This window comes from Nocardia sp. CC213A (assembly GCF_030766805.1).
Lineage (GTDB): Bacteria > Actinomycetota > Actinomycetes > Mycobacteriales > Mycobacteriaceae > Nocardia > Nocardia otitidiscaviarum.
Window position 1 is genome coordinate 1 of sequence record NZ_JASFXA010000002.1, and the last position, 21,956, is coordinate 21,956.

The following is a 21,956-nucleotide window of genomic DNA, read 5'->3' on the forward strand; positions in this document are numbered from 1 at the left end:
GCCGTGGCGGGTTTCGCGCCGCGGCGCGAAACCCCGGGGTAGAACGACGGTTCGGCCGGTCATCGATCCGATGACCGGCCGAACCGGGTTTTCGGGCCGCTCGCGTAGGCCGGTGCTACCGGGTGTAGCTCGCGGGCAGCGGCATGCCCTTCTCCCGCATCACCTCGCGCGCCCGGTCGGGGTAGTCGGTGATGACGCCGTCGACGCCCTGGTCGATCACCGCCGCCAGGGTCGCCTTGTCGTTGACCGTCCAGGGGACCACCCGCAGGCCCAGTTCGTGTGCCCGGCGGACGTACGCGCTGTCGGTGACGAGGGTGAAACCGGCGTCACCGAGCTTCGCGTCGCTGTCCCAGGGGTTGACGTAGCTGGGGGAGGCGATATCCGCGCCGAGGGCCTTGACGGCGGCGAGCGGATCGTCGCGGTAGTCCTCGTAGCGGATCGGCCCCAGCCACGCGCTGCCCGCCGTGAACGTGGAGTCGTCGTACAGGGCGACGGTGGGCACGGCCGGGTTCTTCGCCTTCACCAGCGGCAGGCTGCGCCAGTCGAAGCTCTGGATCTCCACCTTGTCGGTCGCGCCCGCCGCGTCCACGGCGGCCAGGATGACGTCGACGAATTCCTCGGGGGTGGCCGATTCGTCGCGGTCCTCCGCCTCGATCTTGGTCTCGATGTTGTAGCGCAGCCCCTCGAACGCGCCCGGATAGGTCTTCACCAGGTCGAACAGCTCGGGCAGGGTGGCGATGCGATTGCCCGGCAGCTCCTGGGCGGTGGGGAAGTCCGCCAGCCGCTTACCGCAGTCCAGGGTCTGGATCTGGGTGTAGGTGAGGTCGTGCACCAGCTTGCCGACGTACGGGTACTGCGGGTCGTCCGGGGTGGCGGGGGCGGTGTCGGAGCACTTCTCGTCCTCGATCTCGGGGTCGTGCCAGATGAGCGGCACCTTGTCCCGGGTGAGCACGATATCGAGTTCCAGTGTGCTGACGCCCAATTCGATGGCCTTGGCGAAGCCGGGCAGCGACTCCTCGATGGTCAGCCCGCGGCCGCCGCGATGCGCCTGCAGGTCGAAGGGGCGATTCGGGTCGGCCGCGGCGCTCGCCGCGGAGGTGGTCGGCGCGGTGGAGTCGGGGTCGTCGGAACCGCAGGCGGTCAGCGCTAGGGCGGCCACCGCGACGCCGAGGGCGGCGACCGTCCGTGTCGTCGTGGCCCTGGCGTGGAGGGAGGTCATGACCGGGGATGGTAGCAATCACGTAGCTATTTCAAGTGGTCGCGGCGGTGAGTTGTCCGGTCACCCGCACCGTTGTCGCCGGCATTCGGTACTCTCGCGGCCATGGGAGCGTTGGTTGCGGTGGAGGGTCTGGACGGCGCTGGCAAGCGCACGCTCACCGATGCCGTCGTGACCGCGCTGCGGGCGCGTGGCCTGCGGGTGGCGACGCTGGCCTTTCCGCGCTACGGCCGCAGCGTGCACGCCGACCTCGCGGCCGAGTCGCTGCGTGGTGGCCACGGCGACGTCGCCGCCTCCGTACACGCCATGGCGCTGCTGTTCGCCCTCGACCGGGCCGATGCCCGCGACGAATTGTCGAAGCTGTTGGTCGACAACGATATCGTGCTGCTCGACCGCTACGTCGCCTCCAATGTGGCCTATTCGGCCGCCCGGCGGGAGCAGGATTCCCGGGGTGAAATCGCCCGCTGGATCGAGGATTTGGAGTTCGGCCGTTTCGAACTTCCGGTCCCGGATCTGCAGGTCCTGCTGTCGGTGCCGACCGAGGTGGCCGAGGAACGCGCGCGCAAACGCGGCGAAGCGGACACGGCGCGGGCGCTGGACGCCTACGAAAAAGACGGTGGACTACAGCGTCGCACCGCTAAGGTCTATTCCGAACTCGCCGAAACGCAGTGGCGCGGACCATGGTGGGTGCATCGGAGCGGTGACGATCCGGCAACGCTTGCCGCGCGTCTCGCGGAAATTGTTGCTGGATAGGGTTGGATGTGCGCCGGAGTAATCACGACTGTCGGCGAGGCGACCCGAACAGAGCCGGAAGGGTGACAACATAGTACTTATGAAGCCGAAGATTCTGGTCGTCGACGACGATATGGCGCTCGCCGAGATGCTCACGATCGTCTTGCGCGGCGAGGGGTTCGATCCCCATGTCGTGGGCGACGGCACGCAGGCGCTCACCGCGGTCCGGGAATTACGTCCGGATCTGGTGTTGCTGGATCTCATGCTGCCCGGCATGAACGGCATCGACGTGTGCCGGGTGCTGCGCGCGGATTCGGGCGTGCCCATCGTGATGCTGACGGCGAAGACCGATACGGTCGACGTCGTCCTGGGTTTGGAGTCGGGGGCTGACGATTACATCGTCAAGCCGTTCAAGCCCAAAGAACTGGTCGCTCGGGTGCGGGCCCGCCTGCGCCGCACCGAGGAAGAGCCGCAGGAACTGCTCTCCATCGCCGATATCGTCATCGACGTGCCCGCGCACAAGGTGACCCGCGGCGGACAGCAGATCTCGCTGACTCCCTTGGAGTTCGATCTGCTGGTGGCGCTGGCCCGCAAGCCGCGTCAGGTGTTCACCCGTGAAGTGCTCCTGGAACAGGTCTGGGGTTACCGGCACGCCGCCGATACCCGCCTGGTCAATGTGCACGTGCAGCGGTTGCGCGCCAAGGTGGAGAAGGATCCCGAGAACCCTGAGATCGTGCTCACCGTACGAGGCGTGGGTTACAAGGCCGGACCGCCGTGATCGCTGGCTCCAGAAACCGCGTCGAGCGGTGGCTGGCAGCGGTGGTGGCCTGGTTTCGCAATCTCGGAGAGCAACTGGGCCACATCTGGCGGCGTTCGCTGCAATTGCGCGTCGTCGTGTCCACACTCACCCTGTCGCTGATCGTGATCACGATCTTGGGCGTCGTGCTCACCTCCCAGATCACCGACAGACTGCTGGACGCGAAGATCAACGCGGCCGTCGAGGAGATGAGCCGCGCGCGCAATACGGTGCAATCCACCCTCTCGGGTGTGCATGATTCGAGTACCCCGCTGGTGCGGCTGGACGATGCCCGCCGCGCCTTGTCCGCGGGGAGCAGTACCAGCGGCGGAAGTGGCGGCGCGGCGGGCAGTTACGATTCCGCGCTCGCCATGTACGGCGACAATCACCGCGAACTCACCGCGGGGCCGATTCAGGAGATCCCGCCGGAACTCCGGCATTTCGTGCAATCGAATCAGGTGAGCTACCAGTTCGCGACCATCACCGACTCGGAGGGCCGCCGCGGCTCGGCGCTCATCATCGGCAGTCCCTCCGCCGAGATCGATTCGCTCGAAATCTATCTCGTCTTCCCGCTCAGCAGCGAGGAACGCAGCCTGTCGCTGATGCGCGGCACCATGCTCATCGGCGGCGTGGTGCTACTCGTGCTGCTGGCCGCCATCACCGCGCTGGTGACGCGACAGGTGGTGCTGCCCATCCGATCCGCCGCGCGCATCGCCAGCCGCTTCGCCGACGGCCGCCTCAAGGAGCGCATGCTCGTGCGGGGCGAGGACGATATGGCGCGCCTGGCCATGGCCTTCAACGAGATGGCGGAAAGCCTCTCCAACCAGATCACGCAGCTCGAGGAGTTCGGAAACCTCCAGCGCCGCTTCACCTCCGACGTCAGCCACGAGCTGCGCACCCCGCTCACCACGGTGCGCATGGCCGCCGACCTCATCCACGGCTCCAGCGACGACCTCGATCCGGCGCTGGCCCGCTCGGCCGAACTGCTCGTCAACGAACTCGACCGCTTCGAGGGACTGCTCAACGATCTGCTCGAGATCAGCCGTCACGACGCGGGTGTGGCCGAACTCCAGGTGGAATCGCTGGATGTGCGCATGTGCGCGCGGGCGGCGGTGTCCACGGTGCGGCATCTGGCCAAGGAGACCGGCGTCGAGCTGGTGGTGGACATGCCCGAGGAACCGCTTGTCGCCGAGGTGGATCCGCGCCGCGTGGAACGCGTGCTGCGCAATCTGCTGGCCAATGCCATCGACCACAGCGAGGGCAAACCGGTGCTCATGCGGGTGCGCGGGGACGCCGACGCCAACTCGGTGGCGTTCGTGGTGCGCGATCAGGGCGTCGGCCTGCGGCCCGGTGAGGAGAAGATGGTCTTCAACCGGTTCTGGCGCTCGGACCCCTCGCGGGTGCGGCGTTCCGGCGGAACGGGTTTGGGCCTGTCGATCAGCGTCGAGGACGCCAATCTGCACGACGGCAAGCTGGAGGCGTGGGGCGAGACCGGCGTCGGAGCCAGCTTCCGCCTGACCCTGCCCCTGGTGCGCGGCCGCAAGCTCGGCGCCAGCCCGCTACCCCTGGAACCGCCCAAGCGCCGCGGCGGCCCGCCCGCCGAACCCCCGCCCCCGGAGGTCGGAAACCTCACCGAGGCCGCCGGATTCGTCTCCGCGGGCCCCGACGTCCCCACCCGCCCCATGACCCGGGTGGCCGACGAATCCGCCTACCGCACCGATTCCTTCCCTCACCTCGGCACAGAACAGGTGGCTCCGCCGGAAAGCCCCACCACCCCACCGGATCCGGCCACGGCAGCCACCGGCGCGCCGGGACCCGAGTCCAACGCGTCGGGTGCTCGACGGGAGGAGCCGGGTCCTCGGCCGGATATGCCGGGAAGCCTCCCGGATGAGGCCACCGGCTCGTCGGCGACGCCAGCGGCCACCACCGGTCTCCCGACGACCACTCCGCCGAACTCCATGGCCACCTCGTCGACGAGCGCTCCGCCGGATCAGCACCGCACGAACCACGCGGGTTCCGAGGCGCTCTCGGAGATCGACGTGGATACCTCGGACGCGTCGGATTCCCCGGGTGGCGAGTCCGGCTCGTCGGCGACCCGGCCCGGTGCGCGCGCGCTGCCGGATTCCGCTGGTTCGTCGGCGGATTCGTCCGGTGCATCCGAGATCGGATCGGATGCGTCCGGGGACTCGGCTGGTTCGGCCGAGCGGGCGTCGGATTTACCCGAGGACGGGCCGGGTTGGTCCGAGGCTCGGCCGGAGGGGCCGGGTACTTCGCCCGGTCCGGATGCGGGGCAGGCGCACGCAGCGGGTGCTCGGTTCGGTTCATCCGACGGGCGGCCCGAATCGGATAGCGGATCCGATTCGGACGGTGCGTCGCGCGGATCGTTCGGTGCGTCGGACGATGCCGACGGGGCGGCCGGGGGCGCGTCGGACGCGCGTGCGGATGCGGCCCCGGCGGGCGCCGTGTTCCCGTGGGGATCGGCGGGCGGACCCGCCGACCCGGCGGCGGGTGCCGACCCGGATATCCCCGCGTCCCGGCGCGCGCACGGTCGTGATCCCGGTGCCGATTCCGATCGCCAGCGGCCCGCGGGCGCGGTCGGCTCGGGGTCGGACGGTCCCGATGACAGCGTGCTCACCGAGTCAGGGGACGGGAAAGCATGAGATTGCGCAGAATCGGGCTGCTGGCCGTGCTGGTCGGTTCGCTGTCGGGCATGGTCGGCTGTGCCCAGCTGCCGGACTCCTCGGCCCCGCAGGCGCTCGGCACCCTCGACCGGCAGCCGACCAGCACCGAACCGGCGCCGCCCATCGTCGGGCGCGAGCCCGAGGCGCTGTTGCAGGACTTCGTGCAGGCCACCGCCGATCCGGCCAACCGGCATCAGGCGGCGCGCCAGTTCCTGACCCCGGCGGCGGCGGTCAACTGGGACGACGCCGAGGGCACCACCATCATCGAGAAGCCGGACACGCTGCGGGAGTCCCGCACCGAGGACACCGCCACCTACGTCATCCGCACCCGCAAGATCGGCGAACTCGAGGCCGACGGCTCCTACCGGGTCGCCGACGGCACCCTCGAGGACAAGGTCAAACTGGTCAAGATCGACGGTGAATGGCGCATCGACGACCTGCCCACCGGCGTCCTGATCGAGCGCAGCGCCTTCAACAAGTCCTACCGGCGGCACGCGCTGTACTTCAGCAATCAGGACGGGACGGTCATGGTGCCCGACCTGCGCTGGATCGCCGCGCCCAAGGAACAGCTCACGCAGAAACTGCTGGGTCTGCTCGCCGAGGGCCCGCAGCCCGCGCTCACTCCCGCGGTGAAGAACGTGCTGTCCGGCCCGGTCAGTCTGCGCGGACCGGTCACCAAGGCCAATGGCGAGCCGGAAGCCGTGGGCGTCGGCGCGGGCGGCGTGCTCATCGACTTCTCCGGCGCGGCAGGGCTGGACGCGCGATCCAAGGAAGTGCTGGCCGCACAGGTGGTGCTCACCCTGTCGGAGGCCGAGATCTTCGGGCCGTTCATGCTGCTCGCCGATGGAAAACCCCTGGATGAGCGGTACGCCCTCAATGGCTGGACCCGCCAGGACGTCGAAGCGCTGAGCCCGTCCGAGGCGGCGCGCAACCGCATTGGGCTGCACGCGGTGCGGGACGGCTCGCTGGTGCGGGTCACCGACAACGGGATCGTGCCCGCGCCGGGCTTCTTCGGTACCACCCGCACCCTGCAATCGGTGGGGCTGTCGCCGGACGGGCAGTTGGTCGCGGCGGTCGCGGATTCCGGTCGCCCCGAACCGGAACCGGGCCGCACCCTGATCATCGGCACCTATGACGGCACCGGCTTCCCGGTGGCGACGGGCGGCCTGATCACCCGACCGTCCTGGACCTCCGATGGCACCTCGGCGTGGGCTGTGGTGGACGGGGAGCGGGTCATCCGGGCCGTGCACGACCGGGCCAGCGGAAACGTGTCGGTGCAGGACGTGGATATCTCCGCGCTGATCGCGCCGGTGGCGAGCGCCACCGGCGCGCTCACCCCGCGCCTGCCCATTACCGATCTGCGCATCTCCCCGTCGGGTGTGCGCGCCGCCCTCATCGCGGGCGGCAAGGTGTATCTGGCCGTGGTGGAGCCGCGCCCCGAGGGCCGCTACGCGCTGACCGCGCCGCTGCCCATCGCGCCCGAGTTGAGCACCGCCGCGGTCTCGCTGGACTGGTACACCCAGAACACCGAGATGGACAGCATCATGATCGCCCGCGAGGGCACGGTCGATCCCATCGTCCGCGTGCCGATCGACGGTTCCGGCCTGAACTCGGTCACGAGTCAGAACCTGACCCCGCCGCTGCGCGTGGTGGCCGCGTCCTCTGACCGCCAGTACGTGGCCGACGCCCGCGACGTCATGGAGCTCACCAGCAGTGCCGAAGGCGGCGAACGCTATTGGCGCGTGGTGCCGGGCCTGGGCGCGAACGCCATTCCGGTACTGCCCGGCTGAATCGCCCCGCCGCGACGCGCGACAGGAGTCGCCCGCCCGCGACGAGCGACAGGAGTGGTCCGGTCGCGACGCGCGACAGGAGTGGTCCGGTCGCGACGAGCGACAGGGCAGGGCCGCGGCATTGCGACCGGGTCGGCAGGGAGTCTTGCGGCCGGGGCGGGCCTTTCGTGGATTCGGGCACTGCCGCACCATTACGGTGGGTGGGGCCCTCCCGAGAACCCGGGGCAACGGCTCGCCGTGGCTTCGGCGGTGTGGTGGCGACCGATTCATCCCCGGCGTGCGCCTGCCGCCCCCAACCGCAGGGCGAGCGGAGACCCAGCCCGACTCGCTTGCGGCGTCGGGAGCGACGACCGGTGTCACCCCGCTAGACGGGCAAACGTGGCGTTCGGGCGTGAAAACGCCGGTGGGCAAGGCTCTGGCGGGTGACACTGGGGGCATGGGGGAGCTGCTCGATCTGGTGCTGCCGCGGACGTGCTGCGGATGCGGCGCGGGTGGGGTCGGCTGGTGTGCGGAGTGTGCCGTGACACTGGCGGGTCCACCGGTGCGGGCGCGTCCCCGCGCCGATCCCGGGGTGCCGTGCTGGGCGCTGGCGCCCTATGCCGGTCCGGCGCGGCGCGCGGTGCTGGCCGTCAAGGAGCAGTGCCGCCGGGAGCTGGCCGAACCGCTGGGATTGGCGGTGGCCAGGGGACTGGATCGGTTGCGCGACCACACACGGCCGCTGGTGCTGGTGCCCGCGCCCAGTCGCCGATCCGCCGCCCGTCGGCGCGGGGGCGATCCGGTGGTGCGCACGGCGCTCGTCGCAGCGAGTTGGCTGCCGGATTGCCGGATGGCGCGGCTGTTGCGGACGCGGCCGGGTGTGCGGGATTCGGTCGGCCTGTCGCCCGGCGATCGGGAGCACAACCTGCGCGGCCGGATCATCGCCGCCCGACCGTCCCGACACACGGTGCCGATTCCGGCAAATGCCGAGGTAGTGCTCATGGATGACGTGTTGACCACCGGGGTTACCGCCCGCGAATCGGTGCGCGCGCTGATCGGCGCGGGCGTGCCGGTCCGAGCCGTGTTCGTGACCTGTCGAGCTTGACTGACAGAAATTAGCGTGAACACTGGCGGAACGATCGCTGGCGTACTAGCGTCGCGATCAGACACCCGAACCGAGAGTTTGGAGGTGGCGCCTCGGACATCACGTGCCGAGCGAGTCTTCGATCGGCACACGTTTCAATCCCGCCGCACGAGCGGATTGTGCGGCCAGATCCGGGAGGTACGCGTGACGACTTCTTCACGACCTTCAGTGAAAGACGCAGACACTGCGGTGCTGGAAGCCCCTGTCCCCGACGATGCCCCCAAGGGCATGAAAGCGGATGTGGTGGTCAAGGGACGCAATGTCGAGGTTCCCGACCATTTCCGAATTCACGTCGCGGACAAGCTTTCCCGTTTGGAACGCTTCGACCCGTCGATTTTCCTCTTCGACGTGGAGCTGTTCCACGAACGCAACCGTCGTCAACGCAAGAGCTGCCAGCGGGTGGAGATCACCGCGCGTGGCAAGGGCCCGGTGGTGCGGGCGGAGGCCTGTGCCGACAGTTTCTACGCCGCCCTCGAGTCGGTCGTCGCGAAGCTCGAGAGCCGATTGCGCAAATTGAAGGACCGCCGTCGCGTCCATCACGGGGAGAAGACCCCCATTTCGGTCGCGGAGGCCACGGCCGGACTCATCGATGATTCCCTGTTCGCCTCGTCGAACGGGAACGGTGCCGCGAAGCCTCACGACCATGCCGCCGAGGCGGTGGACGAGGGCCAAGAGTATGCGGGACCCGGCCATATCGTGCGCACCAAGACACACCCCGCGATTCCGATGTCCGTCGACGACGCCCTCTACCAGATGGAGCTCGTCGGCCACGACTTCTTCCTCTTCCACGACAAGGAGTCCGACCAACCGTCGGTCGTCTATCGTCGCCACGCCTTCGACTACGGCCTGATCCGGCTCGCTGAGTAGAACGGCGTTTTCCACCCGCTACCGGCCGGGGCGCAGCGCCCCGGCCGCTTGCTGATACATGCTGTATCGCCTTTCTTCTTACTTTCCAGTAAGTTGGTGGTCACAGGATTCGCTGGAAAGGAAATCCCATGGCTACCAAGGGTGCTCGCCGTGCTGTCATCGTCTCCGGGGCTCGGACGCCGTTCGTCAGGGCGTTTTCCGATTACACCCGGATGGATTCCATCGATCTGGCCGATACCGCGGTCCGCGGACTGCTGGCGCGCACCGGGCTGCCCAAGGCGGCCGTGCAGGCCATCGTGTGGGGCGGGGTGATCCTGCCCGGCGCCGCGCCGAACATCGCCCGCGAGATCGCCCTGGACCTGGAACTCGACCCCGGCTGCGAGGGCTACACGGTGACCCGCGCCTGTGCCTCGGGATTGCAGGCCGTCACCTCCGCCGCGGCCGCCATCGAGCGCGGCGAGTACGACATCATGATCGCGGGCGGCTCCGATTCCACCAGCAACGCCGAGGTCAAGCTGCCGCAGAAGGTGGTGCACGCCGCCGCCCCGCTGGCCTTGGGCAAACCCAAGCCGAAGGACTATCTCGCGGCGGTCGCGCAGCTCGCCCCGTTCGTCGACATCGTGCCGCGCCGCCCCAAGATCCAGGAGCGCACCACCGGCGAGGTGATGGGGGAGTCCGCCGAGAAGATGGCGCGCATCCACGGCATCACCCGTGCCGCGCAGGACGAGTTCGCCGTCCGCTCGCACCACCGGGCCGCCGCGGCCATCGACTCCGGGCGTTTCGACAGCGAGGTGCTGTCGGTGACCACGCCAGAGGGCAAGACGGTCACCCGCGACGGGCTGGTCCGCCCCGGCACCAGTGTCGAGAAGCTCGCCACCCTCGCACCGGTTTTCGCGAAGGACGGCACCGTCACGGCGGGCAATGCCAGCCCGCTCACCGACGGCGCGTCCGCGGTGCTGCTGATGAGCGAGGACAAGGCCCGCGAACTCGGCTTCGAACCCCTCGCCGCCTTCCGTTCCTGGAGCTACGTCAGCGTGGACCCGCGCGATCAGGTGCTCATCGGCCCGGCCATCTCCATGCCGCGCGCCCTGGACAAGGCTGGAGTAGCGCTGTCCGACGTCGACCTGGTGGACATCCACGAGGCGTTCGCGGCCCAGACCCTGTCCGTGGTCTCGGCCCTGGCCAGCACCGACTGGGCCAAGACCCGCCTGGACCGCGACACCGCCGTCGGTGAGATCGACCCGGCCACCCTGAACGTGCACGGCGGCTCGGTCTCCCTCGGCCACCCCTTCGGCGCGACCGGCGCCCGCATGGTCACCACCATGGCCAACGAGCTGGCCCGCACCGGCAAGTCCACCGCCCTGCTCGGCATCTGCGCGGCGGGCGGCATCGGTGCGTCGGCGGTGCTGGAAAGGGTCTGAGCCGGTAGTCCTTCCGCGCCGGGGTCGATCAGGGTCGACCCCGGACCGCCGGTATCAGTGGGACGACATACCCGCCGATCCCGTGGCGAGGAACTTCAGCCAGTCCAGGAGCGTGCCCGGCTGGCAGGCCGTCGCGCTGAACCCGTAGACCGGAATGCAGTTCGAGCCGACCACGGGCCGGACGTCTGCGTTGTCGGCGTCGGCTTGGGCGACGGGTGCGGCCGCCAGTAGCGCGGCGGCCATCGCGGTCGTGACGGCAAATCGCTTCATGAGAACTTCCCTCAGGTCTCGCTGATCTCCGTCCGGCTGCTGCCGGGTGGTGCCGATCGCGCTAGCTATGCGCCGGTTGTGTTCCGAGGCAGGAGTTTTCGGGGCGCTGGACGCTCAGGTTCGCTCCGCGCGGTCGGTGAAGCGCTCCCAGTGCACGGCCGCCTCCAGTGGGCGACGGTCGCGCCAGCCGAACCGTTCCAGATCCGGAACCTGCTGGAATTCGCGTACCGGTCCCACACACAGCCAGGCCACGGGCTTGACCCCGTCGGGGACGCCGATGAGGTCGGCGAGGTACGGGGTGTCGTAGAAGCTCACCCAGCCCACGCCGACCCTCTCGGCGGTGGCGGCGAGCCACAGGTTCTGGATTGCGAGAATCGTGGAGTACAGACCGGTTTCGGGGACGGTGGCGCGGCCCAGGACATGGGTGCCGCCGCGCGACTGGTCGTGGGTGACCACGATGCCGGTGCCGGACTCGACAATGCCCTCGATCTTGATCGGGTCGAAGGTCCGCGCCCGTTCCTCCGGCAAGGAGGCGTGAAAGGCGCGCCGCTTGTCGGCCACGTGGGCGGCGAAGGCACGCAGTGTGTTCGCATCGCGCACCACCACGAAATCCCAGGGCATGGAATTGCCGACACTGGGCGCGCGATGCGCGGCATCCAGAATGCGCAGCAGGGTCGCGTCGTCGACCACCTCACCGGTGAACTCCGCGCGCACATCCCGACGCAGGCGGATCACGTCGTAGACGCTCGGGTATTCGGCGGGGGCAAGCGGACCTTCAGCACACACGCCCACCAGTGAACCAGGCGGTTTGCCGGGCAACGCGCCCGACCTCCGCCGCCTGGCCTCCGCCGCCTGGCCTCCGCCGCCCGGTCGCCGCACGCCCGATCGCCGCACGCCCGATCGCCGCGGCCCGGCTCGGGCTCCCGCGGTGATCCGTGCCCACGTGTCCCACCACCGCGAACGCCCCCTGCCGAGATCAGGCAGGGGGCGTCGGAATCCGATCCGGAACGCTGCCGAGCGACTTGGCGAACGCGGCGCGCTCGTACTACTCAGCCGACCGGGGCCGGTTCCCTGCGGCGGGTGATGCGGCGGCGGCCCTCGGTGAGGGCGGTGCGCAGCCCGCGGCGGCGGCCGGTCGCCGGGTCGACCGTCGGCGTGCCGCCGAATGCCTTCTCCGACTTGGTCTCCGGGGCGTCGTCGGTGGTGTGGCGCAGGTACTTGTTGGGCAGCGAGAGCTTCATGATGGTGCGCCACGACTTGGCGTACTGCACCGGCAGCGAACCGGTGGTGTAGGGCAGGTCGTACTTGTCGCACATGGCTCGCACCCGCACGGCGATGGACGCCAGTCGGTTGGAGGGCAGGTCCGGGAAGAGGTGGTGCTCGATCTGGTGCGAGAGGTTGCCGGTCATGAAGTGCATGAGCCGTCCGCCGGAGATATTGGCGCTGCCCAGCATCTGCCGCAGGTACCACTCGGCCTGGTTCTCGGTCTCCACGTCGCGGCGGGTGAATTTCTCCGCGCCGTCCGGGAAGTGGCCGCAGAAGATCACGGCGTTGGTCCACACATTGCGGATCACATTGGCGGTGAAGTTCGCGGTGAGGGTGCCGAAGAACGCCGGACCGGTGAGCAGCGGGAACAGCAGGTAATCCTTGCCCGCCTGCTTGGCGATCTTCTTCAGCACTAGTTTGCGGTCCTGCTCGAACTGGATGCGCTCGGGGCTGCCCGGCTCCCACTTCTTCTTCGCGACCTTGCCCAGTTCCAGATGCTGGATCGCCACGCCGTATTCGAAGAACATCTGCAACAACAGGTTGTACACCGGCTGCCCCAGGTAGAACGGCGACCAGCGCTGATCGCGGGTGACGCGCAGCAGTCCGTAGCCGATGTCGTCGTCCATGCCCAGCACATTGGTGTACTTGTGGTGCAGGAAGTTGTGGGTGATCTTCCAGTGCTCGGCCGGGCCGACATTGTCCCATTCCCAGCTGGTGGAGTGGATTTCCGGATCGTTCATCCAATCCCACTGGCCGTGCATCACATTGTGGCCGATCTCCATATTCTCGATGATCTTGGCCGTGGACAGCAGGGCCACACCCGCGAACCAGGCGGGCGGGAAGAGGCTCGCGAACAGCACCGCGCGGCCGCTGATTTCGAGGCCGCGCTGCAACCGGATCACATTGCGGATGTACTTGGCGTCGCGTTCGCCACGAGACGATTCGATCTCGCGGCGAATCGCGTCCAGTTCCGCGCCGATGGCTTCGACATCCTCGGGGGTGAGATGTGCGTATTCCTTGACATCCGAGATCGCCATGGTGGTTACACTACCGTAGGTTACGGTCCCGTAGGTTGCCTACGAATGAATCCCTACCGTGTCGAAGAACGCATTGCTTTCGAGATCTCGGTGTGTTATTTGCTCCGTCGCAGCAAACGCGACAGTGACCGGCCGCGCTCACTGTTGCGCGCCTTCTCCCGCAGTGCTTCCTTTTCCTGGTGCGCCTTCTCCTTCAGCGCCGCCTTGGCTTCGCGCAGCACTTCCTTCTCGTGTCGCGCCTTCTCCTTCAGCGCGACCTTGGCCTCGGCCATGGCCGACCGCAGGCCCTGGCGCTTACCGGTGACCGGGTCGACGGGCCAGTGATGTTCGACCAGCCACTCATCACTCGGCATCGACGGCATCGATGGCAGTGATGGCAGCGTGATGCCCGCGAACTTGCGCTCGGACGAGGTCTCCGGTGCGTCGTCGGCGGTGCGCTTGAGGAATCGGTCCGGCAGCGCGAGTTTGTGAATCGTCCGGAAGGCCAGCAGATACTGCTTACCCAGCGAACCGGTGGTGTAGGGCAGGTCGTACTTGTCGCACAGTTCGCGCACCTTCATCGACACCTGGTGGTACCGATTGCTCGGAATGTCCGGGAACAGGTGATGCTCGATCTGGAAGCTCAGATTGCCGCTCATGAACGCCATCACCGGACCCGCCTCGAAATTGGCGCTGCCCAGCATCTGCCGCAGGTACCACTCGCCCTGCGTCTCGTTCTCGAACTGCTCCTGAGTGAACTTCTCGGCCCCGTCCGGGAAATGGCCGCAGAAGATCACCGCGTATGCCCAGAGATTGCGCACCAGATTCGCGGTGGCATTCGCCTTCAGCGTCTGCTTCCATGCCGGACCGGTGAGCGCCGGGAAGATGACGAAGTCCTTGGCGACCTGACGGCCCGCCTTCTTGAAGAACTCCTTGTTCGGCTCCGACAGCACCTGCTTGGGATCGGTCCCCAGATGCTCCTTGACAATCGACAGATCGTGCAGGGCGATACCCCACTCGAACAACGCCGCCAGCACCAGATTCCCCACCGGCTGGGCGAGATTGCGCGGTCGCCATTCCTCGTCGCGGGTCATGCGCAGAATGCCGAAGCCCACGTCGTGGTCCATATCCACGATATTGGTGTAGGTGTGGTGGGAGTAGTTGTGCGCGGCCTTCCACTGCGCCGACGTCGCCGTCATATCCCACTCCCAGGTAGTGGAGTGGATCTCCGGGTCGTTCATCCAATCCCACTGCCCGTGGCTGATGTTGTGCCCGAGTTCCATGTTCTCGATGATCTTGGCGACCGAGAGCAGGGCGGTGCCGGTGATCCAGGCCCAACGCTTCTTGGAGAAGAACAGCGTGGCGCGCCCGGCGGCCTCCAGCGCCCGCTGGGCCGCGATCGTCCGGCGGATGTACTTGGCGTCGCGCTCGCCGAGCGAGAGCTCGACCTCACGACGAATGGCGTCGAGCTCTTGGCCCAGGGTCTCGATATCGGCTTCCGTCAGATGGGCGAAAGCCTTGATGTCGGTGATGGCCACTGTGTTTTCTGCCTCCGCTTCGCTCCGGCGGGTTCACGGCCCAGGAGGTCTCGGTTCTTCCCTCCCTCCGCTCCTCCGCTTCGCGCCCCGCTCCGGACGGTCCAGAATCGAGACGGTCCGCGAACCAGGGGGAAGTCGGTGAGTTAGGGAGATATCTGCTTCGAGGGTAGCTGTTCTCGGGTGTCCGGTGCTCGGTCGGACCGCCGTCACACATCCAGGGTGCAGTCGCCCGCGGCGGCGGAGATGCAGGTCTGCACCTTGTCACCGGCGCGATGTTCGTTGCCGTTGCGCAGATCTCGCACGTGACCATCGGTAATGGTCACCACGCAGGTCTGGCAGATGCCCATCCGGCAGCCGAACGGCATGCGCACGCCCGCGCCCTCACCGGCCTGGAGCAGACTGGTCGCCCCGTCGATCTCCACGCTGCGGCCGGTCTTGGCGAAGGTGACGGTACCGCCCTCGCCGACCGCCGAGCGTTCGATCTCGAAGCGCTCCACATGCAGGCGCTCCGGGATACCGGCGGCGGCCCAATGCTTTTCGGCGGCGTCCAGCATGGCGGCCGGGCCGCAGGCCCAGGTGTCGCGTTCGCGCCAGTCCGGGACGCGCCGGTCCAGTTCGGCCAGGTCGAGCTTGCCGTGCTCACCGGTGAAATGCAGGTCGGCGGTGAAACTCGGGTGCCGCTCGTGCAATTCGCGCAGTTCCTCGCCGAACATCACATCGTCGGGGGTGCGGGCGGAGTGCACGTGCACCACATCCGGCACCACCCCGCGACGGTCCATGGTGCGCAGCATGGCCATGACCGGAGTGATGCCCGAGCCCGCCGTGAGGAAAAGCACCTTGGCGGGCGGCGGCTCGGGCAGCACGAAGCCGCCCTGCGGCGCGGCCAGCCGCACCACGCTGCCGACCGGAACGCCCGACACCAGGTGGCTGGAGAGGAAACCCTCCGGCATGGCCTTGACCGCGATGGAGATGAGCCGCTTGGACCGATGGCCCGGATCGGTCCAATCCGGGGGACAGGTCAGCGAGTACGAGCGCCAGTGCCAGCGGCCGTTCACCAGGACGCCGATGCCGATGTACTGGCCCGGCTCGAACTTGAAGTCGAAACCCCAGCCCGGCTTGATCACCAGCGTGGCCGAATCGGCGGTCTCCTTGCGCACCTCCACGATGCGCCCGCGCAGCTCCCGCGCCGACCACAGCGGATTCACCAGGTGCAGGTAGTCGTCCGGCAGCAGCGGCGTGGTGATGCGGGCCGCGGCCCCGCGCAGCGCCTCCATCCGGGTGCGCCCCGCCGGACCGTGTTCGGCGACCGGAGCCTCCAGCCACTCCCGCAGCCCTCGCATACCCCCAACTTTCAAACCCATGATCGCGGACGCTCTTCCTCGTCATCGTGTGCGCTGCTCGCGCGCTGTGCTTCTCCCGCGGCCGACCTCGTTGCCACCGCCGCGGCGCAATCGGCGCGCATCCGCACGCCTCCGCCGCCAAGGTTACGGCATCGTAGGTTACGGTGCCGTCGTCGCCGAGGGAAGAGGGAGCATGGGCCCGGGCGCGGCCATTTCGCCGGGGGGGTACGGGGCTGAGCCCCCGATCCCCATCGCCCCCGGAGAATTCCGGCTACAGCAAATCCAGCAGGAACGGCAGTTCCTGGGTGGCGTACCAGGCCAGTTGGTGGTCCTCGGCGTCGCCGAGCACGAATTCGGCGTCCGGATCGCCCATATCGGCGGCGTCGATGACATCCACCGCCTTGGCCACGGCGGGTTCGGCCTCCACCAGGTCCAGATGCACGGAGGCGACGCGGTTCCAGGTGATGGGGCCGCTCAGCCGCACCACCGCGTCATCGAGGTCCGGGCGCAGGGTCGCGCCCTCCACATCGGCGGCGACGACGGCACGGCGGTAGACGGGGCGGTGTGAGACGTCGGCCGGGGCGGGGCCGTCGGCGGTCGCCGGATCCAGCACAGCGTCGGCGTCATCGCTGCCGTCGGTGTCCGCCGCGCCGCCGGCGTCGTCCGTCCGGTCCGCGACATCACCGGCATCGTCCGTGCCGCCGGACCCGCCGACCGCGTCACCGGCATCCCCGGCGCCGTGCAGTTCGTCCGCGGCCCGGTCGTCGGCGAGCAGCCGCAGCGAGGCCCGTGCGGCCTCGCCCATGGCGACCTCCGCCAGCTCCTCGTCATCGCCGGAGGCGTACGCCTCGCGCAGGGCGGGGGTGACCGCGAAGGCGGTGTCGTTCACCGCCCGCAGCTCCCGCTCGGTCACCAGCTCCCGCAGCATGGCCACGGTGACGGGCACGTAGACCCGTAGCTTCCCGGATACGGCGCGGTGGGACGACTCACTGGACGCAGGCACCGAGCATCTCCTCCATCGACTCGTGCACCGACGCGGTCAGCACCGCGATATCGGCCATCGCGTCGCGATCGGCATTGAGCCCGAAGAACACGCGCCCGTCGTAGGACGTGATCCCGATGCTCAGCGCCTGATAGCGCAGCAGTGGCGATACCGGATACATCTCCAGCATCCGCGCGCCGCCGATGTACATCGGCCGCTGCGGACCCGGCGCGTTGGTGATCACCAGATTGAACGTGTGTTCTGCGAACGTACTCGCTGCCCGCACGCTCATGGCATGCAGGCTCGCCGGGGCGAATCCGGCCATGTGCACCAGGGTCCGCGCGCGCACGCCGTGCTGATGCTTGGTGTGCACCTCGGTGGCGTGCTTGAGGTGCGAGAGCCGGATGACCGGATTCGGTTCGCCGACCGGCAGATCCACCAGCAACGAGGTCACCCGACCGGCCGGTTTCAGCTGTCCGTCGGGTCCCTCGGAGTACACGCTCATCGGCACCACGGCCCGCAGCGCCGAGGATTCGGTGAGCACCTCGCCGCGCGAGAGCAGCCAGTTGCGCAGCGCGCCGGTGACCACCGAGAGGATCACGTCGTTGATGGAGCAGTCGAATCTGCGGCGGATCTTGCGGTAGTCCTCCAGATCTGTGCGCGCCACCTCGAACCGCCGATTGCGCGAGGTGCGGGTATTGAGCGGGCTGTCGGCGAATCCGACCGCCGCGGCGCGCACCATGGACACCATCTTCTTCACCGCCTTGCCGGTGGCGTCGACGAAGGCGAACGCCTCCGCGCCCTGGTGGCGGATGACCTCGAACGCCTCCCGCGGCTGGGTCGCCAGGTGCAGGATCGCGCCGATCAGCAGTTCCAGGTCGGCGGGTTCGCGATGCGGGGTCCAAGCGTCGTCGGCGAGTTCGCGGGGCGCGGCGGAGGAGTCCAGGATCACATGCCCGATCTCCAGGGCGGCGTCACCGTCCACCAGCGCCGAATGCGTTTTGGTGAACACCGCGCAGCGGCCCCCGGCCAGCCCCTCGACCAGGTACATCTCCCACAGCGGCCGGGTGTGGTCGAGTGGATGCGAGGCCAGCCGGGCGACCAGGTCGTGCAACTGCGCGTCGGTCCCGGGTTCCGGCAGCGCCGAGCGGCGGATGTGGTAGGTGATGTCGAACCCGGCGTCGTCCACCCAGACCGGACGGCCCAGCGCGAACGGGATCTCGCGGACCTTGCGCCGGTAGCGGGGCACCAGCGGCAGGCGGGCCTCCACCAGTTCGACGAGCCGGTCGTAATCCAGCGGCCGCTTACCGGAGTTCCCGGTGGAGCCGGGATTTCGCAGAATCGCGAGTGAGCCGATGTGCATCGGGTTGCTACTCGATTCGAGCCGGTAGAACGACGCGTCCTGCGGCGTCAGTCTGGTGATCACGCTGCCCGCTACTCCCTGCTTTTCCCTGCCGACCCGCACTCATCCTGCCGCTCCGGTCGGCGGTATGCGTGCCGGTTCTGTGCGCAAGCGATCCGGATCACTGGGGAATATCGGGCGTCGATGCCCGGCCCCTGCGCCGTCGCCGTCGCCGAAACCCCTCTCGAGTGCGCGAAACCGGGCACCCACGCGACGGACGCTCACCATCCTACGCCAAGGCCGGTGAAACAGGTTCTGCGCCAAAGCGATTCGCTGAGGGGTAGCTGAGCTCGGGAAATCGGCCTCCGGCGAACTCCGGCGGGCGCCCGGACCGCCGCCCGGTCACCCGCTCGCGCACTTCAGCGCATACGATCGGGACAGCATTACCATGGGGTTTGGCCGTGCATCCGCGCGGCCCGAAACCCTCCGGGGAATCAAGACCGACACACCTACCAGAGGACTGACTGAGCCCGTGCCTGCGCTGACACTTTCGAGGTTGCTACGGATTGGTGAGGGTCGCACGGTCAAGCGGCTGTCGCATCTGGCGGACGAGGTCATCGCCCTCGACGAGGAGTTCGAGGCCCTCAGCGACGCCGAGCTGCGCGCCAAGACCGACGAGTTCAAACAGCGCTACGCCGACGGGGAAACCCTCGACGAACTGCTGTTGGAGGCGTTCGCCGTGGCCCGCGAGGCGTCCTGGCGCGTGCTCAACCAGAAGCACTACAAGGTGCAGATCATGGGTGGCGCGGCCCTGCACATCGGCAATATCGCCGAGATGAAGACCGGTGAGGGCAAGACCCTCACCTGTGTGCTGCCCGCCTACCTCAACGCGCTCAGCGGCGGCGGCGTGCACGTGGTCACGGTCAACGACTACCTGGCCCGGCGCGACGCCGAGTGGATGGGCCGCGTGCACCGCTTCCTCGGCCTCGAGGTCGGCGTGATCCTGTCGGGCATGACCCCGGCCGAGCGCCGCGCGGCCTACGCCGCGGACATCACCTACGGCACCAACAACGAGTTCGGCTTCGACTACCTGCGCGACAACATGACCCACTCGCTGGACGATCTGGTCCAGCGCGGGCACAACTTCGCCGTGGTCGACGAGGTCGACTCCATCCTCATCGACGAGGCGCGCACCCCACTCATCATCTCGGGTCCGGCCGACGCCTCCTCGAAGTGGTACGCGGAGTTCGCCCGCATCGCCCCGCTGCTCAAGAAGGACCTGCACTACGAGGTCGACATCAAGAAGCGCACCATCGGCGTGCACGAGGCGGGCGTCGAATTCGTCGAGGATCAGCTCGGCATCGACAACCTGTACGAGGCGGCCAACTCGCCGCTGGTCAGCTACCTGAACAACGCCATCAAGGCCAAGGAGCTGTACACCAAGGACAAGGACTACATCGTCCGCAACGGCGAAGTGATCATCGTCGACGAGTTCACCGGCCGCATCCTGGTGGGCCGCCGCTACAACGAGGGCATGCACCAGGCCATCGAGGCCAAGGAGGGCGTGGAGATCCAGCCCGAGAACCAGACCCTCGCGACGATCACGCTGCAGAACTACTTCCGCCTCTACGACAAGCTCTCCGGCATGACCGGTACCGCCGAGACCGAGGCGGCCGAGCTGCACCAGATCTACAACCTCGGCGTGGTGCCCATCCCCACCAACAAGCCGATGGTCCGCAAGGATCAGGCCGACCTCATCTACAAGACCGAGGAGTCCAAGTACGCCGCGGTCGCCGACGACATCGCCGAGAAGCACGAGGCCGGTCAGCCGGTACTGGTCGGCACCACCTCGGTGGAGCGCTCGGAGTACCTGTCCAAGCTGCTGACCAAGCGCGGCATTCCGCACAACGTGCTCAATGCCAAGTTCCACGAGCAGGAAGCCACCATCATCGCCGAGGCCGGTCGGCCGGGTGCGGTCACCGTCGCCACCAATATGGCCGGTCGCGGTACCGATATCGTGCTCGGCGGCAACCCGGACATCATCGCCGACATCCTGCTGCGCAAGCAGGGCCTGGACCCGGTGGAGACGCCGGACGAGTACGAGGCCGCCTGGCACGGCACGCTCGAACGGGTCAAGCAGCAGACCGAGGCGGATGCCGAGGCGGTGCGCGAGGCCGGCGGGTTGTACGTGCTCGGCACCGAGCGCCACGAGTCGCGTCGCATCGACAACCAGCTGCGCGGCCGCTCCGGCCGTCAGGGCGACCCGGGTGAGTCCCGTTTCTACCTGTCGCTGGGCGACGAGCTCATGCGGCGCTTCAACGGCGCGGCGCTGGAGTCGATCATGACCCGGCTCAACCTGCCCGACGACGTGCCGATCGAGGCCAAGATGGTCTCGCGGGCCATCAAGTCGGCGCAGACCCAGGTCGAGCAGCAGAACTTCGAGATCCGCAAGAACGTCCTCAAGTACGACGAGGTCATGAACCAGCAGCGCACGGTGATCTACGCCGAGCGGGCCCGCATCCTCGAGGGTGAGGATATGGAGGGCCAGGTGCAGGAGATGATCACCGACGTCATCACCGACTACGTGAACGCGGCCACCGCCGAGGGCTATGTCGAGGACTGGGATCTGGACAAGCTCTGGACCGCGCTGAAGACGCTGTACCCCATCAGCATCGACTACCGCGACCTGACCGGCGAATCCGAGGACGGCGAGGTCGGCGACCTCGACCGTGACGAACTGCTGGATGCCATCCTCGACGACGCGCACACCGCCTACGAGAAGCGCGAAGCCGAGATCGACGGCCTCGCGGGCGAGGGCAGCATGCGCAATCTGGAACGCCAGGTGCTGCTGAGCGTGCTGGACCGCAAGTGGCGCGAACACCTCTACGAGATGGACTACCTCAAGGAGGGCATCGGTCTGCGCGCCATGGCCCAGCGCGATCCGCTGGTCGAGTACCAGCGCGAGGGCTTCGACATGTTCACCGCCATGCTCGACGGTCTGAAGGAGGAGTCGGTCGGCTTCCTGTTCAACCTCCAGGTCGAGGTGCAGGCGCCGCAGCCCGCCGGTGTGAACGTGGCCGCGGGCCTCCAATCGCCGGTCGGCTCCCGCCCGCAGCCGGTCGAGCAGCCGGCCGCCAACGGCGCACCGGCGGCCCTGCGCGCCAAGGGAATCGACGACTCCGCCGGTTCTCGCGCACTGAGCTACTCCGGCCCGGACGAGGGCGGCCGCGCCGCCGTCCACAGCGATGCCGAGGAATACGGTGGCGCGCCGACCGCCACCGGCACCCGTCGGGAACGCCGCGAGGCCGCCCGGTCCGCGAGCAAGCACGACAAGGCCCCGAAGTCCAAGCGCCGCCGCTGATATCCGCACGATGATGGCGTCCGAGTTCCGGCTCGGGCGCCATCGCTGTTTCGGGGCGCTGTCGCTGTTTCGGGGCGCTGTCGCTGTGTCGGGGGCAGTGTCGCTGTGTCGGGGGCAGTGTCACTGTGTCGGGATGCTGTCGCTGATTCCAGACCTGGTCGTGTTCCGGGGTGCTCGCACTCTGCGCCCGCTCCTACTACCCACGAGCCGATCGCCTC

Annotated in this window: 15 protein-coding genes and 1 pseudogene; 8 read left to right on the forward strand and 8 right to left on the reverse strand. The window is 68.3% G+C overall.

Annotated elements, in window-relative coordinates; translation table 11 throughout:
• Positions 1 to 115: 115 nt before the first annotated feature.
• Complete coding sequence (locus QJS31_RS03545; protein WP_306355919.1) at positions 116 to 1,219, reverse strand: glycerophosphodiester phosphodiesterase; 1,104 nt, start codon at positions 1,217 to 1,219, stop codon at positions 116 to 118.
• A gap of 102 nt (positions 1,220 to 1,321) precedes the next feature.
• On the opposite strand from QJS31_RS03545, the gene QJS31_RS03550 reads away from it, so the two are divergent.
• From QJS31_RS03550 to QJS31_RS03580, 7 genes and pseudogenes are all read left to right on the forward strand, one after another.
• Positions 1,322 to 1,969: a dTMP kinase gene (locus tag QJS31_RS03550; protein WP_195121747.1), complete on the forward strand. Its 648-nt coding sequence runs from the start codon at positions 1,322 to 1,324 to the stop codon at positions 1,967 to 1,969.
• A gap of 79 nt (positions 1,970 to 2,048) precedes the next feature.
• The gene (mtrA, locus tag QJS31_RS03555; protein ID WP_029931579.1) at positions 2,049 to 2,726 is read left to right on the forward strand and encodes an MtrAB system response regulator MtrA; all 678 of its coding nucleotides are present in this window, start codon (positions 2,049 to 2,051) and stop codon (positions 2,724 to 2,726) included.
• Positions 2,723 to 4,318 (forward strand): annotated as a pseudogene (gene mtrB / locus QJS31_RS03560) (MtrAB system histidine kinase MtrB); the annotation flags it as partial. The gene mtrA and the pseudogene mtrB, both read left to right, overlap by 4 nt.
• A 1,082-nt stretch (positions 4,319 to 5,400) precedes the next feature.
• The gene (lpqB, locus tag QJS31_RS03565; RefSeq protein WP_282779724.1) at positions 5,401 to 7,215 is read left to right on the forward strand and encodes an MtrAB system accessory lipoprotein LpqB; all 1,815 of its coding nucleotides are present in this window, start codon (positions 5,401 to 5,403) and stop codon (positions 7,213 to 7,215) included.
• 436 nt (positions 7,216 to 7,651) lie between these two features.
• Positions 7,652 to 8,296 (forward strand): ComF family protein, encoded by a 645-nt coding sequence (locus tag QJS31_RS03570; RefSeq protein ID WP_282779726.1) that lies wholly within the window; start codon positions 7,652 to 7,654, stop codon positions 8,294 to 8,296.
• A 267-nt stretch (positions 8,297 to 8,563) separates the two neighbouring features.
• Positions 8,564 to 9,202 (forward strand): ribosome hibernation-promoting factor, HPF/YfiA family, encoded by a 639-nt coding sequence (gene hpf, locus QJS31_RS03575; RefSeq protein ID WP_282779734.1) that lies wholly within the window; start codon positions 8,564 to 8,566, stop codon positions 9,200 to 9,202.
• Positions 9,203 to 9,330: 128 nt separating this feature from the next.
• Positions 9,331 to 10,623: an acetyl-CoA C-acyltransferase gene (locus QJS31_RS03580; RefSeq protein WP_306355920.1), complete on the forward strand. Its 1,293-nt coding sequence runs from the start codon at positions 9,331 to 9,333 to the stop codon at positions 10,621 to 10,623.
• A gap of 54 nt (positions 10,624 to 10,677) precedes the next feature.
• Here QJS31_RS03580 and QJS31_RS03585 read toward each other — a convergent pair whose 3' ends face one another.
• The 7 genes from QJS31_RS03585 to QJS31_RS03615 all read right to left on the reverse strand — a co-directional run bounded on the left by QJS31_RS03585 (position 10,678) and on the right by QJS31_RS03615 (position 18,461).
• On the reverse strand, positions 10,678 to 10,893 hold the full coding sequence (locus QJS31_RS03585) for a hypothetical protein (RefSeq protein WP_306355921.1): 216 nt from the start codon (positions 10,891 to 10,893) through the stop codon (positions 10,678 to 10,680).
• Positions 10,894 to 11,007: 114 nt separating this feature from the next.
• A complete protein-coding gene (gene bluB / locus QJS31_RS03590) occupies positions 11,008 to 11,679 on the reverse strand; it encodes a 5,6-dimethylbenzimidazole synthase (RefSeq protein WP_306355922.1) in 672 nt (223 codons plus the stop codon).
• Positions 11,680 to 11,942: 263 nt separating this feature from the next.
• Positions 11,943 to 13,196, reverse strand: a complete 1,254-nt coding sequence (locus QJS31_RS03595) for a fatty acid desaturase (protein WP_282783074.1) — start codon at positions 13,194 to 13,196, stop codon at positions 11,943 to 11,945.
• A gap of 95 nt (positions 13,197 to 13,291) precedes the next feature.
• Positions 13,292 to 14,713 carry a fatty acid desaturase gene (locus tag QJS31_RS03600; RefSeq protein WP_306355923.1) on the reverse strand — a complete coding sequence of 474 codons (1,422 nt, stop codon included), beginning with the start codon at positions 14,711 to 14,713 and terminating at the stop codon, positions 13,292 to 13,294.
• A gap of 206 nt (positions 14,714 to 14,919) precedes the next feature.
• Positions 14,920 to 16,053, reverse strand: a complete 1,134-nt coding sequence (locus QJS31_RS03605; protein WP_282783070.1) for a ferredoxin reductase — start codon at positions 16,051 to 16,053, stop codon at positions 14,920 to 14,922.
• Between the two features lie 271 nt (positions 16,054 to 16,324).
• Positions 16,325 to 17,056, reverse strand: coding sequence for a hypothetical protein (locus QJS31_RS03610; protein ID WP_372341504.1), 732 nt, complete (start codon positions 17,054 to 17,056; stop codon positions 16,325 to 16,327).
• Positions 17,040 to 18,461, reverse strand: a complete 1,422-nt coding sequence (locus QJS31_RS03615) for a wax ester/triacylglycerol synthase family O-acyltransferase (RefSeq protein ID WP_282783068.1) — start codon at positions 18,459 to 18,461, stop codon at positions 17,040 to 17,042. The genes QJS31_RS03610 and QJS31_RS03615 overlap by 17 nt, the downstream gene beginning before the upstream one ends.
• Before the next feature lie 448 nt (positions 18,462 to 18,909).
• On the opposite strand from QJS31_RS03615, the gene secA reads away from it, so the two are divergent.
• Entirely contained in the window at positions 18,910 to 21,738 is a 2,829-nt protein-coding gene (secA, locus tag QJS31_RS03620) for a preprotein translocase subunit SecA (protein WP_282783066.1), read from the forward strand.
• Positions 21,739 to 21,956: the final 218 nt, after the last annotated feature.

Bases quoted from the DNA above. Each gene is read 5' to 3' on its own strand.
- QJS31_RS03570 (WP_282779726.1), top strand. From the start codon at position 7,652: ATGGGGGAGCTGCTCGATCTGGTGCTGCCGCGGACGTGCTGCGGATGC.
- QJS31_RS03605 (WP_282783070.1), bottom strand. From the start codon at position 16,053: ATGCGAGGGCTGCGGGAGTGGCTGGAGGCTCCGGTCGCCGAACACGGT.
- QJS31_RS03580 (WP_306355920.1), top strand. From the start codon at position 9,331: ATGGCTACCAAGGGTGCTCGCCGTGCTGTCATCGTCTCCGGGGCTCGG.
- mtrA (WP_029931579.1), top strand. From the start codon at position 2,049: ATGAAGCCGAAGATTCTGGTCGTCGACGACGATATGGCGCTCGCCGAG.
- QJS31_RS03585 (WP_306355921.1), bottom strand. From the start codon at position 10,893: ATGAAGCGATTTGCCGTCACGACCGCGATGGCCGCCGCGCTACTGGCG.
- lpqB (WP_282779724.1), top strand. From the start codon at position 5,401: ATGAGATTGCGCAGAATCGGGCTGCTGGCCGTGCTGGTCGGTTCGCTG.
- QJS31_RS03550 (WP_195121747.1), top strand. From the start codon at position 1,322: ATGGGAGCGTTGGTTGCGGTGGAGGGTCTGGACGGCGCTGGCAAGCGC.
- QJS31_RS03545 (WP_306355919.1), bottom strand. From the start codon at position 1,219: ATGACCTCCCTCCACGCCAGGGCCACGACGACACGGACGGTCGCCGCC.
- hpf (WP_282779734.1), top strand. From the start codon at position 8,564: ATGAAAGCGGATGTGGTGGTCAAGGGACGCAATGTCGAGGTTCCCGAC.
- QJS31_RS03595 (WP_282783074.1), bottom strand. From the start codon at position 13,196: ATGGCGATCTCGGATGTCAAGGAATACGCACATCTCACCCCCGAGGAT.